This window comes from Solibacillus isronensis, from assembly GCF_900168685.1.
In the GTDB taxonomy this organism is placed as follows: Bacteria; Bacillota; Bacilli; order Bacillales_A; family Planococcaceae; genus Solibacillus; species Solibacillus isronensis_A.
Genome location: NZ_FVZN01000014.1, coordinates 1,861,489 through 1,876,605, shown reverse-complemented (window position 1 = coordinate 1,876,605; position 15,117 = coordinate 1,861,489). Strand labels below are relative to the sequence as shown.

Sequence of the window (15,117 nt, the reverse complement as noted above, 5' to 3'; positions counted from 1 at the left end):
TATCTATTATAAGAGATGAACTAGAGTTAGTCGAGCGAGTTTGTTAAAATGAATTGGTGGAGGCGAGAAATTGTGAAAAAACAATGGTATTTTATAAATTCGGGTCCATGCAACCCGGCCTATAATATGGCACTGGACGAAGCGTTACTGGATTGGCATAGCCAAGGGGAAATTCCGCCGGTTATTCGTTTTTATGAGTGGAACCCTGCAACATTATCAATCGGTTATTTCCAGCAAGTACATAAAGATATTAATTTAGAAGCTGTAAAAAAGCAAAACTTAGGTTTCATCCGTCGACCTACAGGCGGACGTGCCGTTTTACATGACCAGGAGCTTACATATTCAGTGATTGTGACAGAGAGCTACCCAAATATGCCGGAGACTGTTACAGAGGCATATCGTGTCATTAGCGAAGGAATTTTACAAGGGTTCCGTCGTTTAGGACTGGATGCTTATTTTAGTGTGCCGGAGACGAAAGAACAACTGGATGATCTGAAGAAACCGAAAAGTGCGGTATGTTTTGATGCGCCAAGCTGGTATGAGCTGGTGGTTGAAGGGAAGAAGGTTGCGGGAAGTGCACAAACACGTCAAAAAGGTGTGATTTTGCAGCATGGCGCTATTTTACTGGATCTCAACGAAGAGCTGCTGCTATCGGTATTTAATTTTGCTACGGAAGAGGCAAAAGAACGAATGCGTAAAAAGTTACCGGAAAAAGCGGTTGCGATGAATCAGTTTGTTGACACACCATTTACAATTGAGCAATGTGTGAATGCATTTTCTAAAGGGTTTGAAGTAGCTTTGGACATAGAACTAATTCCTTATGAATTAACGGAGCAGCAAACGCAATATGTAGAACAATTGATGCAAAATAAATATTTAACAGATGAATGGAATTTCAAAAAATAGTTTGCGAACGTGTGTTTTTATTTTTTGTAAAAAAATTTTTATACCCGAAACGTTGATATAGATGGATTTAACAAAAAGAAAAAAAAATCAACCCCTTGTTTGAAAAAAAGATTTATTGTAATCTTTTTAAATGAAATCATTTAACCCTACATATAGAATAAAAATATCTAATAAAACACAATATATTGTATATAAAAGTGTTTATTGGAGAAAAATGTAGGGAATGGAATTTACAAAATCGTTCAAAGGGGGGCTTACGCGGTGGCAAGTGTTTTAGAACAATCCATCCAAGTCAATCAATTAAATCAAGATATTGAGCAATTTCCTCAAGTGCACCCGATCACACCGGATATGCATATTACGCATAAAGGTGTATCTCGTCTTGTAATGATTGACCGTTATTCTTTTAAAGATACGGAAAAGAAAACATTAAAAACAGGGGATTTTGTTGTTTTGACAGTGAAACAAGATCCAAAATTCCCGGCGCGTGGACTTGGCATTATTCATTCGATTAATCAGGAAAAGAAAACCGCCCTTATTAAAATTGATGAAGATTACCGTCACGTATTAGAAGGCGAAGAACAAGAGACAGGCATTATCGAACGGTCATTGGATATTATTGAAAAGCCGCTCGAAATTTTTTATGAGCAAATTGCGAAACGTAATGCGACAGGCTTAGCTTCAGTTGAAAAAACAGAAGAAAAGCGCCAGGAATGGTTCGGGAAGTTTTATGAAGAGCTTGTGTCGATGAACTTTATCCCTGCAGGACGAGTAATTTATGGAGCAGGTTCAGAAACTGAAGTAACATTCTTCAACTGTTATGTAATGCCATTTGTAGCCGATTCCCGTGAAGGCATCAGTGATCACCGTAAGCAAGTAATGGAAATTATGAGCCGTGGTGGTGGTGTTGGTACGAACGGTTCAACACTTCGCCCGCGTAACACATTGGCGCGCGGTGTAAACGGTAAATCTAGCGGATCGGTAAGCTGGCTTGATGATATTGCTAAGCTGACACATCTTGTTGAGCAAGGTGGGTCACGTCGTTAACTACTCGGCGACGTAATCTCGCGAATTGCTGGAACACCCTTAGAGCTTTCTTCACTACAACATGACTGGAAACGGTGAGTGTGAATGTTCAAAAAGAAGAAAGATTGGGCAATCAGCAGCCAAGCATCTTTGGAAACAAAGGTGAAGGTTCAACGACTATTGAAATTTCCTAAAGTTTTTATTGATAATCTTTTGCAAGTTAGGAGGATTTAATATTGAAAACAATGGAGAAAGTAAATTGTATCAAACGGCAACGTAGATACAAGGCGCGAGACAAGGAAGAATTAATATTTTCGATTATTCAACTTCATAACCAAGGATATAGTCAAGTCGACATTGCTAAAATTCTTAATATAAGCAGAGGTTTTTATTAGAAATGGCTATTTAAATGCGCGAATAGGTTTTACAGGAAATCGAATTATGCTACAGGACATATTGAGCTTTTTAAAGAAATTTGGAGTAGCGAAAAATGTTTATGCAATTTCTGACAAACAAGGTTGTGCAGATTTAATGATTTCTAGAAAATCTGATGTTAAAGCGATTTATGAAAAGTTATATTCCTATGGTGATATTAAGTTAAATCGAAAATATGAAATACTTTTTTCTTTGATGATATAGTCTGATCTCATGTGAAAGCATGAGAGTACGGCAGAAATGACCGTACCTCTTTGTAAAAGAGTAACAAAAAATGGGAGCACAAATGATTATGCTGGCAGATTGGCATCCGGATATTGTGGAGTTCATCATTTCAAAAATGCAAAATCCGCGTATTCTGCGTTATTTGATCGAGAATACAGCAGATGAATCAATTATCCGCTTAGCAAAAGAAAAATTAAAATTCAAGCCTTTAACACAGCAGGAAGATGCGATGTATCAAGGCATTGTGAACTATAAAAATATTGAAGGTTTTGGCGGATTTAACGAAGCGATTATTCGTGACGCTGAAACGAAGCTACGTGATGGCGGAACGTATTCAGTCCATAATCCGGATTTCCTAACAGGCGCCAACATTTCGGTTACATTAACGAAAGAGTTTATGGCTGCTGTAGAAAACGATCAGGACTTCGAATTACGCTTCCCGGATGTAGAGAACTACACTCCGGCTCAAATGCTGGATTACAATGAAAAATGGCATGAAGTTGGCGACGTACGAGAATGGGAGAAACTTGGTTATCCGGTTCGTACGTATCGCACAATCAAAGCAAAAGAACTGTGGAATTTAATCAATGTCTGCGCAACTTATGCAGCAGAACCGGGAATTTTCTTCATTGATAACGCAAACGACATGACAAACGCAAAAGCGTACGGTCAGAAAGTAGTTGCGACGAATCCTTGTGGAGAACAACCATTAGCACCATATTCCGTTTGTAACTTGGCTGCTGTTAACTTGGCGAAGTTTGCAGATAAAGAAACGAAAACAGTTGATTTTAACGCGTTACGCAAAACGGTAAAAGTTGGCGTACGTATGCAGGATAATGTAATTGATGCAACGCCGTACTTCCTGGAAGAAAATAAAAAGCAGGCACTAGGTGAACGCCGAGTTGGTCTTGGTGTAATGGGTCTTGCCGACTTGTTGATCTACTGTGAAAAAGAGTACGGCTCTGAAGAAGGCAATGCACTAGTTGATGAAATCTTCAAAACAATTGCGGTTGCAGCGTATGAAGAGTCAGTTGAACTGGCAACAGAGCGCGGCAGCTTCCCGTTCCTTGAAGGACAAACAGAAGCTGAAACAGCACGTTTACGTGAAGCATTCATTAACACAGGCTTCATGAAAAAAATGCCAAAGCACATTCGCGAAAATATTGTGGCAAATGGTATTCGTAACTCGCATTTATTGACGGTTGCACCTACGGGATCTACTGGTACAATGGTCGGAGTTGCAACAGGGCTTGAACCTTACTTCAGCTTCACATACTACCGTTCAGGTCGTCTAGGGAAGTTTATTGAAGTAAAAGCTGAAATTGTAAAAGAGTATTTAGAAGCGAACCCGGGTGTGGATGAAAATAATTTACCGGAGTGGTTCAAATCATCAATGGAGCTTTCTGCTGAAGCACATGCAGATGTTCAATGTATCATTCAAAACTGGATTGATTCATCGATTTCGAAAACAGTAAACGCACCAAAGGGCTATGGCGTAGAGCAAGTACAAAAAGTGTACGAGCGTCTATACCGCGGCGGTGCTAAGGGCGGTACAGTGTATGTCGATGGATCTCGCGATACGCAAGTACTGACTTTAAAAGCTGAAGAAGCAAATTCAGATGAGCAATTGGAGTTTGAAGAATTAAAACAATCGGAAGACCAAGTTAAACGTCAAGTGGTGTTAGTGGATACAATCAAACCGTTAACAGATACAGACGTGACAATTGGTTCTGAAGTTGGTAATACATGCCCGGTTTGCCGTCAAGGTACGGTAGAAGAAATGGGCGGCTGCAACACATGTACAAACTGTGGTGCACAGCTGAAATGCGGTTTATAAACTAAAGAAAACGCAACTCATATATAATAATGGGTTGCGTTTTTGTTTTATGGAAAGAAACACAGCTCACTCACCCTAAAAACGTAATCTGCCGGTAGCAGGGCTTACTAATGGCCATGCTCGGACATCGATTTTTTTAGAGAAGTGCAGGATCGGTTGATCATTTTCCATAATAATCCCTTGCTTGGACAGCGTTGTATTAAGGGTAATTTCACCTTCTGCTTCTTGTAAGATCCATGGGTGGTGCAAAATATCACAGCGCACCGGGACACCTGAAGCATTTAATGTGTAGAAGCAGTAACGCTCGGCAATCCATTCTTCAAAGGAACCGTTTACCGCGATAAACGGTTCGGAAACGGGTTTATAGCGGGCCGCGAATACAATGTCTGATTGATCGCGCCTTTTGCTTTCAAACAGTACTGTATCATCAAAGTTTTTAATATCCATCTTAGCGTAATGGTAAGGTAAATGGAAAAATGTGCGGGCACCTTTTACAGCCGGCCAATTATCCGCATCCAAACTGAAAAAGTATATGCCAGGTTTTCCATCAATCGTTACATAGGTGCGCACATTAAGTTCCGGAAATTCGGCGGTACCCGGAACTGACGGCAATCCCCGAAGCCTCACACCGGACATGCGAAACGGGACAACCCCAACCCAGCACACACCGTCGTAAGAATCCAGTTCCATCGCATTTGGAACTAACTTCCGCAAAACCTCATATTTAACGGGATAATGGGCAAATAACAGATCACTCCACGTTTGTTTCATCCCCCAGGGTAAATTTGGCAGTGGCCAAGGACGATGACTGTCATCCCATTTGTTTTCTTGTATGTTTAGGAGCTCCACCACAGCTAGTCACTTCCTTCACATCTATTGTAATTAATAAAATCTCTTGAACTGGATTAAAACCGTTCGCGGATTTGTTTTTTCCGCATCCATTGGGTAGCAACCCATTTTTCGCCTCGTATTACTGGCTCACCACTATGAAGGGTAAGCTCATTTAATTTTTGATCATTGTAGAAATATTCAAAGTAAACCGCTGAACCTCTCTCCGGTACTGTTAGGATACCTAAATTAGGAAACGTTGTAACGCCTCCTTCTTCTACATTATTTAAGTAAACTACTAACGTGCTAATGCGATTATTACTGCTTGAAGGGTGATTTGGACCAAAGAAATCAAAGTGTGCCTTAAATTCCTGACCGGGTTCGTAATGTAAAACTTGTAGACCCTCGGCATGTTCTATTGGAAGATGCATCAGGCTGCTAATCCGTTTTTCGATTTGTGAAATAAGCGGATTTTCATTCTCCTCAAAAAACATACCACTGCTCGTACGAATCGGACTTACTTCTTTTTTTGCCAATTTGGATCTCTCCAAACGTGAAGAAGCACAATCGATTAAATTCTGACATTCCTCATCACTTAAAACATTCGAAAACTTTACAATGAGCGGTTCTTCATGAAGAACCTCTGCTGTTATCGTACGATTATCAATTGAATAAACAGATTGAAAAGGTAAAATCGAAACTTCTGTTGTCATATGTTATATCCTTCCGCAATTGCTTCTAAGTTAGTACAAAAACATTACTTTCACTCTTTTATGTAGGATAAGAATGTATTTCTACTTCAAACATATTATACCATTTAATTGAATTTAATGGTATTTAAGTAATAGGATAATAACGAAAAAAATTTACGGATGATCCCTAAGTGCTAGTATTTTTAAAATTTAACTAGCAATTAAGAAGGATAAGAAAAAATTATGGATTTACATAAATAACCTATCATTTTGTTTATGTCTTATTTTAAGTAAGATAATGGAAGAAGAGGAAGAGGAGGAAAGCAAATGATAATTGGTTTACACCACGCACAAATAACAATTCCCAAAGGTAATGAGGAAGCAGGGAAAGATTTCTATTGTAAAGTATTAGGTTTAAAGGAAATTTCAAAACCTTCTGCATTGCAGGGGCGAGGAGGCTTTTGGCTGCAAGTAGGAAGTCAGGAAGTACATGTAGGGACAGAAGATGGCTTTAATCGGCTCACAACTAAAGCACATCTGGCCTACAAAGTTGAAGATATTTCTTATTGGAGAAACGTATTGATGGAAAATGAAATTGAGATTTTGGACTCTGTACCGATTCCTAACTATGAACGATTTGAATTTAGAGACCCTTTCGGAAATAGAGTGGAGATGATTCAACCAATCTAACTTATTGCAGTCTATTATTATTGTCCACATCAGTTTTAGATAATAGCTCAATAATTTCTTTGTTCTGTGATCGTATGTCTTTGAGGATTCTTTCGATTGCCAATGCGGTAAAGGTAATGATGATTAGTAATGCGAAGCTGAAAAAGCCCACAATAATTCCTCCATTCAAATTAGTATCTCATCTATTATACTAATATTAAAAAGAATAGTTAATTATTTCTAAAAACCTCCGCCTAATTAATGATGGCAATTTTATCGGAAATCACGTATCATTGTAAGGTAGTTTTAAACTATCAGGTATATCCTGCAAATATATTGAATGATAGGTGAAAAAAATGAATTATCAAGTATTATTGTATTATCATTACACAACGATTGAAGATCCAGCTGCTTTTTCAGCAGAGCATTTAGCTGCATGTAAAGAAATTGGATTAAAAGGACGTATTTTAGTTGCCCGTGAAGGGATTAACGGTACGGTTTCAGGAACGATTGAGCAAACACAAAACTATATCGATATGATGGAAGCACATCCATTGTTCAAAGGGATTGTTTTCAAAATCGATCCAGCAGAAGGCCATGCGTTCAAAAAAATGCATGTACGTCCACGCCCAGAGCTTGTAAATTTAGGTTTAGAAGAAGATGTGAACCCGCATGAATTAACGGGTCGCTATTTATCTCCAGAGCAATTCCTGGAAGAAATGCAAGACGAAAATACAGTCGTACTAGATGTACGTAACACATATGAATATGATGTCGGTCACTTCCGCGGTGCAATTCGTCCAGAAGTAAAGAACTTCCGTGATACACCGCAATGGGTACGTGAAAACCGTGAATTATTTGAAGGTAAAAATGTATTAACATATTGTACAGGCGGAATCCGCTGTGAAAAATTCTCAGGCTGGATGAAGCGTGAAGGTTTCGGTGATGTTGGTCAATTACATGGTGGCGTTGCGACATACGGGAAAGACCCGGTTGCTAAAGGTCAGCTATGGGATGGTCAAATGTATGTATTCGATGAGCGTCTGACAGTGCCGATCAACCAGGTGGAGCATGTTATTGTTGGACGTGACCACTTTGATGGAACACCATGTGAACGCTACATTAATTGTGCTAACCCTGAATGTAATGAGCAAATCATTGCATCAGAGGAGAACGAAGCGAAGCATTTAGGTGGTTGTACAATCGAATGTACAAAACATGAACGCAATCGTTATATCGTCCGTCATAACTTAACGGAAGAGCAAGTTCAACAAGCGATTGAATTATTAGAAGCTGAAGCTACAGTATAAAAGATTTTAAATGCATCTCTTAACAGGGATGCATTTTTCTTTTTTGTAAACAAAACATCCTATTGTAAATGCAATGTAAATAGATTTTTCTAAATATTCATTGTACAATGTCTATTTTCTGCTTTTCTTACATGTTCAATTAAAGATTTGAACATAATATCGACATATTTCATTTTTCTATATGAATTAATGATTTAATTCCTCATTAAAAATCCCTCCAATTTATTAAAAAATCTCATAAATATTTACAATTATACCCTATTATTTTAAATTTTCAGATTTAACTGAATGATTTTACATAATAAAAAGACCGTTTCTTCATAATTTACATAAGGTTTACATGTTTAATACATGACATTAATTTTGTGAATGTATTGTTAAAGCAGGTAGAAAACATTCATGTTGATGGAGGATTGAAGTATGTTGAAAAAAACATGTTACTTCATTGGGTTAACAATTCTAATGGTAGTATTAGCAGCTTGCAGTAATGAAGATTCTACGGAGTCATCTTCTGGAGGCGGAGACTTAGTAACGATTTCAGGTTCTACATCAGTTGGACCTTTAGCAGAGAAATTAGCAGCAAAATATGAAGAAACAGAAGACGTAAAAATTGAAATAAATCAAATCGGTTCATCAGCAGGAATTACAAATGCAATCAACGATGTCTCACAAATTGGGATGTCTTCACGGGATCTGAAGCAGGAAGAAATCGACTCCGGTATTCAAGAGTTGGTAATTGCTTATGACGGGATTGTAGTTGTTGCACACCCATCAAACCCAGTTAATGATTTAACGATGGAGCAAGTGAAACAAATCTTCACAGGCGAAATTACTAACTGGAAAGAAGTTGGCGGAAAAGATATGGAAATCGTCGTTGTTTCACGTGAGGACGGATCAGGTTCACGTGATGCATTCCAGGAAATCGTCGGCTATGAGTCAGGGGAACTGATTCGTAATGCAATCGTAGCAAGCGGAAACGGAAATATTAAAACAACGGTTGCAATGAACAAACATGCGGTAGGATTCATCTCATTCGAATATATCGATGAAACTGTTTCAGCGATGGACATTAATGGTGTAAAGGCAGAAGCGGGCAATGTATTGGAAGGTAAATATAAATTATCTCGTCCATTCCTATTTGTTTATAAAGAGAACGTTCCGGAAGCAGCAACAAAGTTTATGGATTTCATTTTAACTGCTGATGGACAAAAGATTGTGGAAGAAGCAGGAGCGATTCCATTAACGAAATAATTAGTGCTGGAGGACAAATTTGTGAACACACAAAACAGAAACGAAGTAGAACAGCAAATAAGCAAAGGCAATAAGCGAAAATACTTTTTAGAAAGCTTATCATCAAAACTATTTTTAGCATGTGCGCTTCTATCAGTAGTGAGCTTACTACTAATCGTAGGATTCGTATTTTATAAAGGTGCAAACCCATTCGTAACGGGCGGCTATAGCTTCTTCGACTTCCTTTTTGGCAGTGATTGGGTACCATCGGAAGATAAATTCGGTATTTTCCCGATGATTGTTGCATCGATTTACGCAACGATCGGAGCACTTGTAATCGGGGTACCAATCGGGTTATTAACAGCGATTTTCTTAGCGGAGATTGCACCGAAATCAGTAGCTAAAATCGTATCACCGGCAATTCAGCTATTGGCTGGTATTCCTTCAGTATTATACGGGGTATTCGGTTTAGCGATTATTGTCCCGTTTTTACAGGACAATTTAGGATTAGCACGTGGACAAAGTTTAATCGCCGTCATTTTAGTACTGGCGATCATGATGTTACCGACAATTGTAACAGTCGCTGAAACAGCGATTCGTGCAGTGCCGAAAACATATCGTGAAGGTTCACTTGCTTTAGGTGTTTCACAAATCGGGACAATCTTTAAAGTTGTTGTACCGGCTGCGAAGTCAGGGATTATGGCAGCAATCGTACTTGGATTAGGCCGTGCATTAGGTGAAACGATGGCCGTCATTTTAGTCGCAGGGAACTCGTTAATCGTCCCAACAAGCCTGACAGACAGTGTACGTCCATTGACGACAAACATTGCACTTGAAATGGGCTATGCAGCAGGAACACATCAGGAAATGCTGTTTGCAACAGGGATTGTGTTATTCTCATTCATCTTAATTTTAAACTTTGTATTAGCACGTATTACAGCGAAGGGAGCTCAGTAACATGCGACAATTTAAAGATAATATGTTTCGCGGCTTACTTTGGGGTTCCGCATTCGTATCAGTAGCCGTATTAGTAGTAATCGTTGGCTATATTTTCTATAAAGGTTTTTCATATATCAGTTTTGATTTCATATTCGGTGATTATTCGCCAACAGGTGGCGGTGGAATATTCCCGATGATCGTTACAACGATTTTAACGATTGTTATTTCACTATTAATCGCAACACCAATCGGAATTTTAGCCGCTGTTTATTTACGCGAGTATGCAAAACAAGGACGTCTTGTACGCATCATTCGTTATGCGACAGAAAGTTTAACAGGGATTCCATCGATTATTTATGGTCTATTCGGTGCCGTGTTCTTCGTTGTGATTTTAAAACTGGGAATGTCGATTATTTCAGCATCCTTAACCTTAACGATTATCGTATTACCGGTCATTATTCGTACGACAGAAGAAGCATTAAAAACAGTGCCGGCAACATATCGTGAAGGTTCACTGGCATTAGGAACAACAAAACTGCAAACATTAATTAAAGTTATTTTGCCAAGTGCAATGCCGGGGATTTTATCAGGGATCATCCTATCGATCGGCCGAATTGTCGGTGAATCGGCAGCGATTTTCCTGACTGCAGGGACAGTAGCTGCAATGCCATCCAGTATTTTCTCTTCTGCCCGCACACTGACGGTTCACTCGTATTTAGTAACACAAGAAGCCGGCGATATCGGACTTGCAGCGGCAATCGGAATTGTTTTAATCGTAATTATTTTAGTATTGAATTTAACGGCAACATATATCTCGAAAAAATTAAACAAAGCGGACTATTAAAAGGAGCGAAACCTATATGACTATGACTATTTCTGAAGCATCAATTTTTAAATCAACGACGACTTCTACTGGCGCTTTACCAACAAAAATTAAAGTAAATGATCTAAACCTGTATTATGGTGAAAAACAAGCGTTGTTCAATGTTAATCTGGACATTAAAGAAAAAGAAGTAACGGCATTAATCGGTCCTTCAGGGTGCGGTAAATCAACATTTTTACGTACATTAAACCGTATGAACGATCTGATCGATGGTGTACGTGTGATCGGGAACATTCATATCGACGGTGAAAATGTATATGAATCAAGTGATGTTATTAAGCTTCGTACAAGAGTCGGGATGGTATTCCAAAAGTCGAATCTGTTCCCGATGAGCATCTATGACAATGTTGCCTATGGTCCACGTATGCAAGGAATTAAAAATAAAAAAATCTTGAATGAAATTGTAGAAGAGTCTTTACGCGGTGCAGCGATCTGGGATGAAGTAAAAGACCGTCTAAAGTCATCAGCATTAGGCCTTTCTGGTGGTCAGCAGCAACGTATTTGTATCGCACGTGCAATCGCTATGAAACCGGATGTTATTTTAATGGATGAGCCGACTTCGGCACTTGACCCGATTTCTACATTGAAAGTAGAAGAACTGATTACACAAATGAAAAAAGACTATACAATTGTTATTGTAACGCACAACATGCAACAAGCAGCGCGTATTAGCGATAAGACGGCATTCTTCTTAAATGGGGAAGTCATCGAATATGATGATACAAATGTTATTTTTTCAACGCCAAAAGATGAGCGTACAGAAGATTACGTAACAGGACGATTCGGATAAGAGGGGGATTTGGGAATGATTCGCGAAAATTTCGAAAAGAATATGCTGGAACTGCAGGACAAAATGGGTGAAATGGTCGACATGACAGTTGTTGCAATGGAAAAGGCATTTAAAGCCCTTCAGGAGCAGGATATGGTGTTGGCACTGGATGTTATTGAAGAGGACAATTACATTGATGATCTGGAAAATGAAATCAATCAAATGGCAATTTGGCTGATGGCGAAAGAGCAGCCGGTAGCCCGCGACATGCGCCGAATTATCAGTGTTATCAAAATGTCGTCGGATATTGAGCGAATTGCAGACTTTGCGGTAAATACAGCAAAAGCAACGATTCGCATTAGCAAAGCCGAAACGATTTTAGATAGAACATCTTTAGTTGAAATGAAAAATGTCGCAATGGATATGCTGAAAAAATCAATGAAGGCATTTATCAATGCGGATATCGCATTGGCGAAAGAAGTTGGCGAGCTTGATGATATCGTAGATCGCAATAATCATGAAAATTATGCACTTTTAACAGAGTATTTAAAAGAAAGCCCTCAAGAAATCGAGCAAACATTGCAATTGTTATTCATTAACCGCTTTGTTGAACGAGCAGCGGACCATATTACAAATATGGCGGAATCAACAGCCTACTTTATTAAAGGGCAGCTATTTGATTTAAATTAACTTCCTTCAGTAGATTTTATGCTAAGGCGAAGCAGTAGGCACAGAGTCCATCTATATATAGATAGAGGTTTATATAATTTTTGGTCAATTTTCATCGGGTGTTCAAATGCCTGCTGAAAGAAGTTAATGCCTCAGGCGGATGTCACAGATTCGGTAAGGAATTCTTTGCGCGAGCGCAAACCGAAGCTGAACACAATTACGCCGAGGCGTAATTGATTAGAGAAGCGGGGAATCATTAATGACGAAAAAAATATTAGTCGTTGAAGATGACGAAAATTTAGTGAATTTACTGCATATTTATTTAGTAAAGGACAGCTATGAAGTCCATAGTGTACGAACTGGTAAAGAGGCATTGGCTGCAATCCAGACATTCGAACCGGATGCGATCCTGCTTGATTGGATGCTTCCGGATATGGAAGGAATCGAGATTTGCCGTCAAGTCCGCTTCAAGCATGATTTTCCGATTATTATGATCAGTGCGCGTACGGATGAATTGGATATTGTACTTGCTCTTGAAATGGGGGCGACAGAATATATCCGAAAGCCGTTTGGATTCCGAGAAATGCTGACACGCTTAAGGATACATTTAAAACGCTACGAAAAAGAATTACAGCAGCAAGAGCGTGTCTCACAAATGTTGATTGGTCCGTTTCGTGTAGATTTAGTCATGTTCAAAGTGTATAAAGATGAAGTGGAAATTCCTTTGACAAAGCGCGAGTTTAAATTGCTGCTTCATTTGCTGGAGCAGCCTGGCAATATTAAATCTCGTGAGGAAATTATTGATATACTGGACTTTACAAAAGGGGATCGCCGTACAGTCGATGTACATATACGCAGGCTTCGTGAAAAAATTGAAGAAGAGCCGAGCTCACCGAAGTGGATTAAAACAAAAAGTGGGTTAGGATATTATTTCAACCTTTCTTCACAGGAAGTGACGTACAGTTCATAAATTAAAAAACATTTTGGAGCGATTGCAAGTTTCAAGATGTTTTTTTATGGTGTAATTTACATCATTTCTTTTACAAATGTAACGGCAACGGATTATACTTAGAAAAGTAGATTGATGAGGAGGTCTGAATATGTCTGAACAAAATGAAAAAAAGAAATTAAGCCTTCAGGAATTAGTGAAGCAACAGCTGGAAGCGAAGAAAAACAATGCAGCTGGCAACAAAGGTAATTTAAAAGGTGACACATCAACGAAGAAGATGAAGAGCCAACAAACAAAGAAAACGAGCAATACCCGTCGTAAAATGGGCGTGTAATGATGAGAACCCGGGCAAACGAAAATTTGCCCGGGTTTTTATTTTGTCAAAGTGATTCCAAAGGTAGGCTTTTTCATCTGTTTATATTTCAGAATACTTTGACAACCATTCCTATCCCTCGTACGATATTAGTAAGTTACTAGAAGGGGTGGAAGCATGACGACTATTGAAAAAGCAAAACAGCTCGACGAATTGGACGGACTTCAGAAATATGCACATGAATTTTATAAAAAAGAAGGACAGATTTACTTGGATGGCAATTCGCTCGGTTTGCTGTCTAAGCGCGCCGAACAGTCGGTGTATACATTGCTAAACTCGTGGAAAGATTATGGGATTGACGGTTGGACAAACGGGGAGCATCCATGGTTTTATTTCTCGGAAAAGCTTTCCGCGATGTGCGCTCCTTTAATAGGTGCCAAAAGTGAAGAAGTAATGCTGACTGGCTCGACAACAACGAACTTGCACCAGCTGTTGGCTACGTTTTTCAAACCGTCTGCGGCCCGCTATAAAATTTTGGCTGATGAACTGAACTTCCCGTCGGACTTGTATGCGATTGCCAGTCAAATTGCTTTGCATAATTTGCCGGAAAGCAGCATGCAGCTGGTGAAAAGTGAAGACAGGCAAACGATTACGACAGAAGCAATTATCGAGGCGATGACCGAGGATGTGGCGGTTGCGATTCTGCCGGCTGTCTTATACCGCAGTGGCCAAGTGTTGGATTTGCAGGCGATTACGGAAGCAGCACATGAACGCGGCATACTGGTCGGATTTGATCTATGCCATTCAATCGGTTCCGTTCCGCATCATCTTCATGAAATCGGCGCGGACTTTGCGTTTTGGTGCAATTATAAACATTTGAACGGTGGACCGGGATCAGTTGCAGGGTTGTATGTTCATGAAAAGCATTTTGGAACAGCACCGGGACTGGCTGGGTGGTTTGGTTCGGCTAAGGAAAAACAGTTTGATTTAGATGTAACAATTACCGCTGCACCGCATGCAGGGGCTTACCAAATCGGTACACCGCATATATTAAGCTTGGCACCTGTTGAAGGCGCTCTATCATTGTTTGAAGAAGCTGGAATCGAAGCGGTTCGTGAAAAATCACTTGCGTTGACACAATTTATGATGGAATGTATTGAGCAGGAGTTACCGAATACGTTTAAATTCGGCAACCCGCTTGACGACACACGTGGGGGCCATCTGTTTTTAGTGCATGACGAGGCGGCAAGAATTTGTAAATCGTTAAAAGAAAATGGTGTTGTACCTGATTTCCGTGCACCGAATGGCATCCGCCTGGCACCGGTTGCGCTTTATAATTCCTTTGAGGAAGTTTGGATTTCTGTACAGATTTTAAAGGACATTGTCACAAACAAAACTTATGAGAAGTACGAAAATAAACGAGATATCATTGCATAA

At 39.4% G+C, this 15,117-nt stretch carries 16 protein-coding genes and 2 pseudogenes; 15 read left to right on the top strand and 3 right to left on the bottom strand.

Going from position 1 to position 15,117, the window contains the following annotated elements; translation table 11 throughout:
* Nucleotides 1-48 precede the first annotated feature (48 nt).
* The 5 genes and pseudogenes from B5473_RS18060 to B5473_RS18045 form a co-directional block, all read left to right on the top strand.
* Complete coding sequence (locus B5473_RS18060) at nucleotides 49-906, top strand: lipoate--protein ligase family protein (RefSeq protein ID WP_439848475.1); 858 nt, start codon at nucleotides 49-51, stop codon at nucleotides 904-906.
* 261 nt (nucleotides 907-1,167) lie between these two features.
* Nucleotides 1,168-1,950: pseudogene (locus B5473_RS18055) on the top strand (ribonucleotide reductase N-terminal alpha domain-containing protein); the annotation flags it as partial.
* Between the two features lie 227 nt (nucleotides 1,951-2,177).
* Complete coding sequence (locus B5473_RS21170; protein WP_368483392.1) at nucleotides 2,178-2,327, top strand: helix-turn-helix domain-containing protein; 150 nt, start codon at nucleotides 2,178-2,180, stop codon at nucleotides 2,325-2,327.
* 61 nt (nucleotides 2,328-2,388) lie between these two features.
* Nucleotides 2,389-2,571 carry a hypothetical protein gene (locus tag B5473_RS18050; protein WP_139377767.1) on the top strand — a complete coding sequence of 61 codons (183 nt, stop codon included), beginning with the start codon at nucleotides 2,389-2,391 and terminating at the stop codon, nucleotides 2,569-2,571.
* 67 nt (nucleotides 2,572-2,638) lie between these two features.
* A pseudogene (locus tag B5473_RS18045) lies at nucleotides 2,639-4,429 on the top strand (vitamin B12-dependent ribonucleotide reductase); the annotation flags it as partial.
* A gap of 75 nt (nucleotides 4,430-4,504) precedes the next feature.
* Here the strand turns inward: B5473_RS18045 and B5473_RS18040 are convergent.
* Together B5473_RS18040 and B5473_RS18035 are read right to left on the bottom strand one after the other, a co-directional pair.
* Nucleotides 4,505-5,281 (bottom strand): YqjF family protein, encoded by a 777-nt coding sequence (locus tag B5473_RS18040; RefSeq protein WP_079527694.1) that lies wholly within the window; start codon nucleotides 5,279-5,281, stop codon nucleotides 4,505-4,507.
* Nucleotides 5,282-5,334: 53 nt separating this feature from the next.
* Nucleotides 5,335-5,970: a 2OG-Fe(II) oxygenase gene (locus tag B5473_RS18035; protein ID WP_079527692.1), complete on the bottom strand. Its 636-nt coding sequence runs from the start codon at nucleotides 5,968-5,970 to the stop codon at nucleotides 5,335-5,337.
* Between the two features lie 306 nt (nucleotides 5,971-6,276).
* Here B5473_RS18035 and B5473_RS18030 point away from each other — a divergent pair, with 306 nt between their 5' ends.
* Nucleotides 6,277-6,639, top strand: coding sequence for a VOC family protein (locus B5473_RS18030; RefSeq protein ID WP_079527690.1), 363 nt, complete (start codon nucleotides 6,277-6,279; stop codon nucleotides 6,637-6,639).
* 1 nt (nucleotide 6,640) lies between these two features.
* Here B5473_RS18030 and B5473_RS20750 read toward each other — a convergent pair whose 3' ends face one another.
* A complete protein-coding gene (locus B5473_RS20750) occupies nucleotides 6,641-6,790 on the bottom strand; it encodes a hypothetical protein (RefSeq protein ID WP_176142103.1) in 150 nt (49 codons plus the stop codon).
* A 184-nt stretch (nucleotides 6,791-6,974) separates the two neighbouring features.
* Between B5473_RS20750 and trhO the strand changes: the two genes are divergently transcribed.
* The 9 genes from trhO (at nucleotide 6,975) to kynU (ending at nucleotide 15,117) form a co-directional block, all read left to right on the top strand.
* A complete protein-coding gene (gene trhO, locus B5473_RS18025) occupies nucleotides 6,975-7,928 on the top strand; it encodes an oxygen-dependent tRNA uridine(34) hydroxylase TrhO (RefSeq protein ID WP_079527688.1) in 954 nt (317 codons plus the stop codon).
* A 420-nt stretch (nucleotides 7,929-8,348) separates the two neighbouring features.
* Nucleotides 8,349-9,179, top strand: coding sequence for a phosphate ABC transporter substrate-binding protein (locus tag B5473_RS18020; protein ID WP_079527686.1), 831 nt, complete (start codon nucleotides 8,349-8,351; stop codon nucleotides 9,177-9,179).
* A 21-nt stretch (nucleotides 9,180-9,200) separates the two neighbouring features.
* A complete protein-coding gene (pstC, locus tag B5473_RS18015; protein WP_079527684.1) occupies nucleotides 9,201-10,115 on the top strand; it encodes a phosphate ABC transporter permease subunit PstC in 915 nt (304 codons plus the stop codon).
* A gap of 1 nt (nucleotide 10,116) precedes the next feature.
* Nucleotides 10,117-10,941, top strand: coding sequence for a phosphate ABC transporter permease PstA (pstA, locus tag B5473_RS18010; RefSeq protein ID WP_079527682.1), 825 nt, complete (start codon nucleotides 10,117-10,119; stop codon nucleotides 10,939-10,941).
* A 16-nt stretch (nucleotides 10,942-10,957) separates the two neighbouring features.
* Nucleotides 10,958-11,770, top strand: a complete 813-nt coding sequence (gene pstB / locus B5473_RS18005; RefSeq protein WP_079527680.1) for a phosphate ABC transporter ATP-binding protein PstB — start codon at nucleotides 10,958-10,960, stop codon at nucleotides 11,768-11,770.
* 15 nt (nucleotides 11,771-11,785) lie between these two features.
* Nucleotides 11,786-12,439 carry a phosphate signaling complex protein PhoU gene (phoU, locus tag B5473_RS18000; protein ID WP_079527678.1) on the top strand — a complete coding sequence of 218 codons (654 nt, stop codon included), beginning with the start codon at nucleotides 11,786-11,788 and terminating at the stop codon, nucleotides 12,437-12,439.
* 238 nt (nucleotides 12,440-12,677) lie between these two features.
* Nucleotides 12,678-13,388, top strand: coding sequence for a response regulator transcription factor (locus tag B5473_RS17995; protein WP_079527676.1), 711 nt, complete (start codon nucleotides 12,678-12,680; stop codon nucleotides 13,386-13,388).
* 130 nt (nucleotides 13,389-13,518) lie between these two features.
* Nucleotides 13,519-13,701, top strand: a complete 183-nt coding sequence (locus B5473_RS17990; RefSeq protein WP_008404313.1) for a hypothetical protein — start codon at nucleotides 13,519-13,521, stop codon at nucleotides 13,699-13,701.
* A gap of 156 nt (nucleotides 13,702-13,857) precedes the next feature.
* On the top strand, nucleotides 13,858-15,117 hold the full coding sequence (gene kynU, locus B5473_RS17985) for a kynureninase (protein WP_079527674.1): 1,260 nt from the start codon (nucleotides 13,858-13,860) through the stop codon (nucleotides 15,115-15,117).

Bases quoted from the DNA above. Each gene is read 5' to 3' on its own strand.
- B5473_RS18060 (WP_439848475.1), top strand. From the start codon at position 49: ATGAATTGGTGGAGGCGAGAAATTGTGAAAAAACAATGGTATTTTATA.
- B5473_RS21170 (WP_368483392.1), top strand. From the start codon at position 2,178: ATGGAGAAAGTAAATTGTATCAAACGGCAACGTAGATACAAGGCGCGA.
- B5473_RS18035 (WP_079527692.1), bottom strand. From the start codon at position 5,970: ATGACAACAGAAGTTTCGATTTTACCTTTTCAATCTGTTTATTCAATT.
- B5473_RS18030 (WP_079527690.1), top strand. From the start codon at position 6,277: ATGATAATTGGTTTACACCACGCACAAATAACAATTCCCAAAGGTAAT.
- trhO (WP_079527688.1), top strand. From the start codon at position 6,975: ATGAATTATCAAGTATTATTGTATTATCATTACACAACGATTGAAGAT.
- B5473_RS18020 (WP_079527686.1), top strand. From the start codon at position 8,349: ATGTTGAAAAAAACATGTTACTTCATTGGGTTAACAATTCTAATGGTA.
- pstA (WP_079527682.1), top strand. From the start codon at position 10,117: ATGCGACAATTTAAAGATAATATGTTTCGCGGCTTACTTTGGGGTTCC.
- pstB (WP_079527680.1), top strand. From the start codon at position 10,958: ATGACTATGACTATTTCTGAAGCATCAATTTTTAAATCAACGACGACT.
- phoU (WP_079527678.1), top strand. From the start codon at position 11,786: ATGATTCGCGAAAATTTCGAAAAGAATATGCTGGAACTGCAGGACAAA.
- B5473_RS17995 (WP_079527676.1), top strand. From the start codon at position 12,678: ATGACGAAAAAAATATTAGTCGTTGAAGATGACGAAAATTTAGTGAAT.
- B5473_RS17990 (WP_008404313.1), top strand. From the start codon at position 13,519: ATGTCTGAACAAAATGAAAAAAAGAAATTAAGCCTTCAGGAATTAGTG.
- kynU (WP_079527674.1), top strand. From the start codon at position 13,858: ATGACGACTATTGAAAAAGCAAAACAGCTCGACGAATTGGACGGACTT.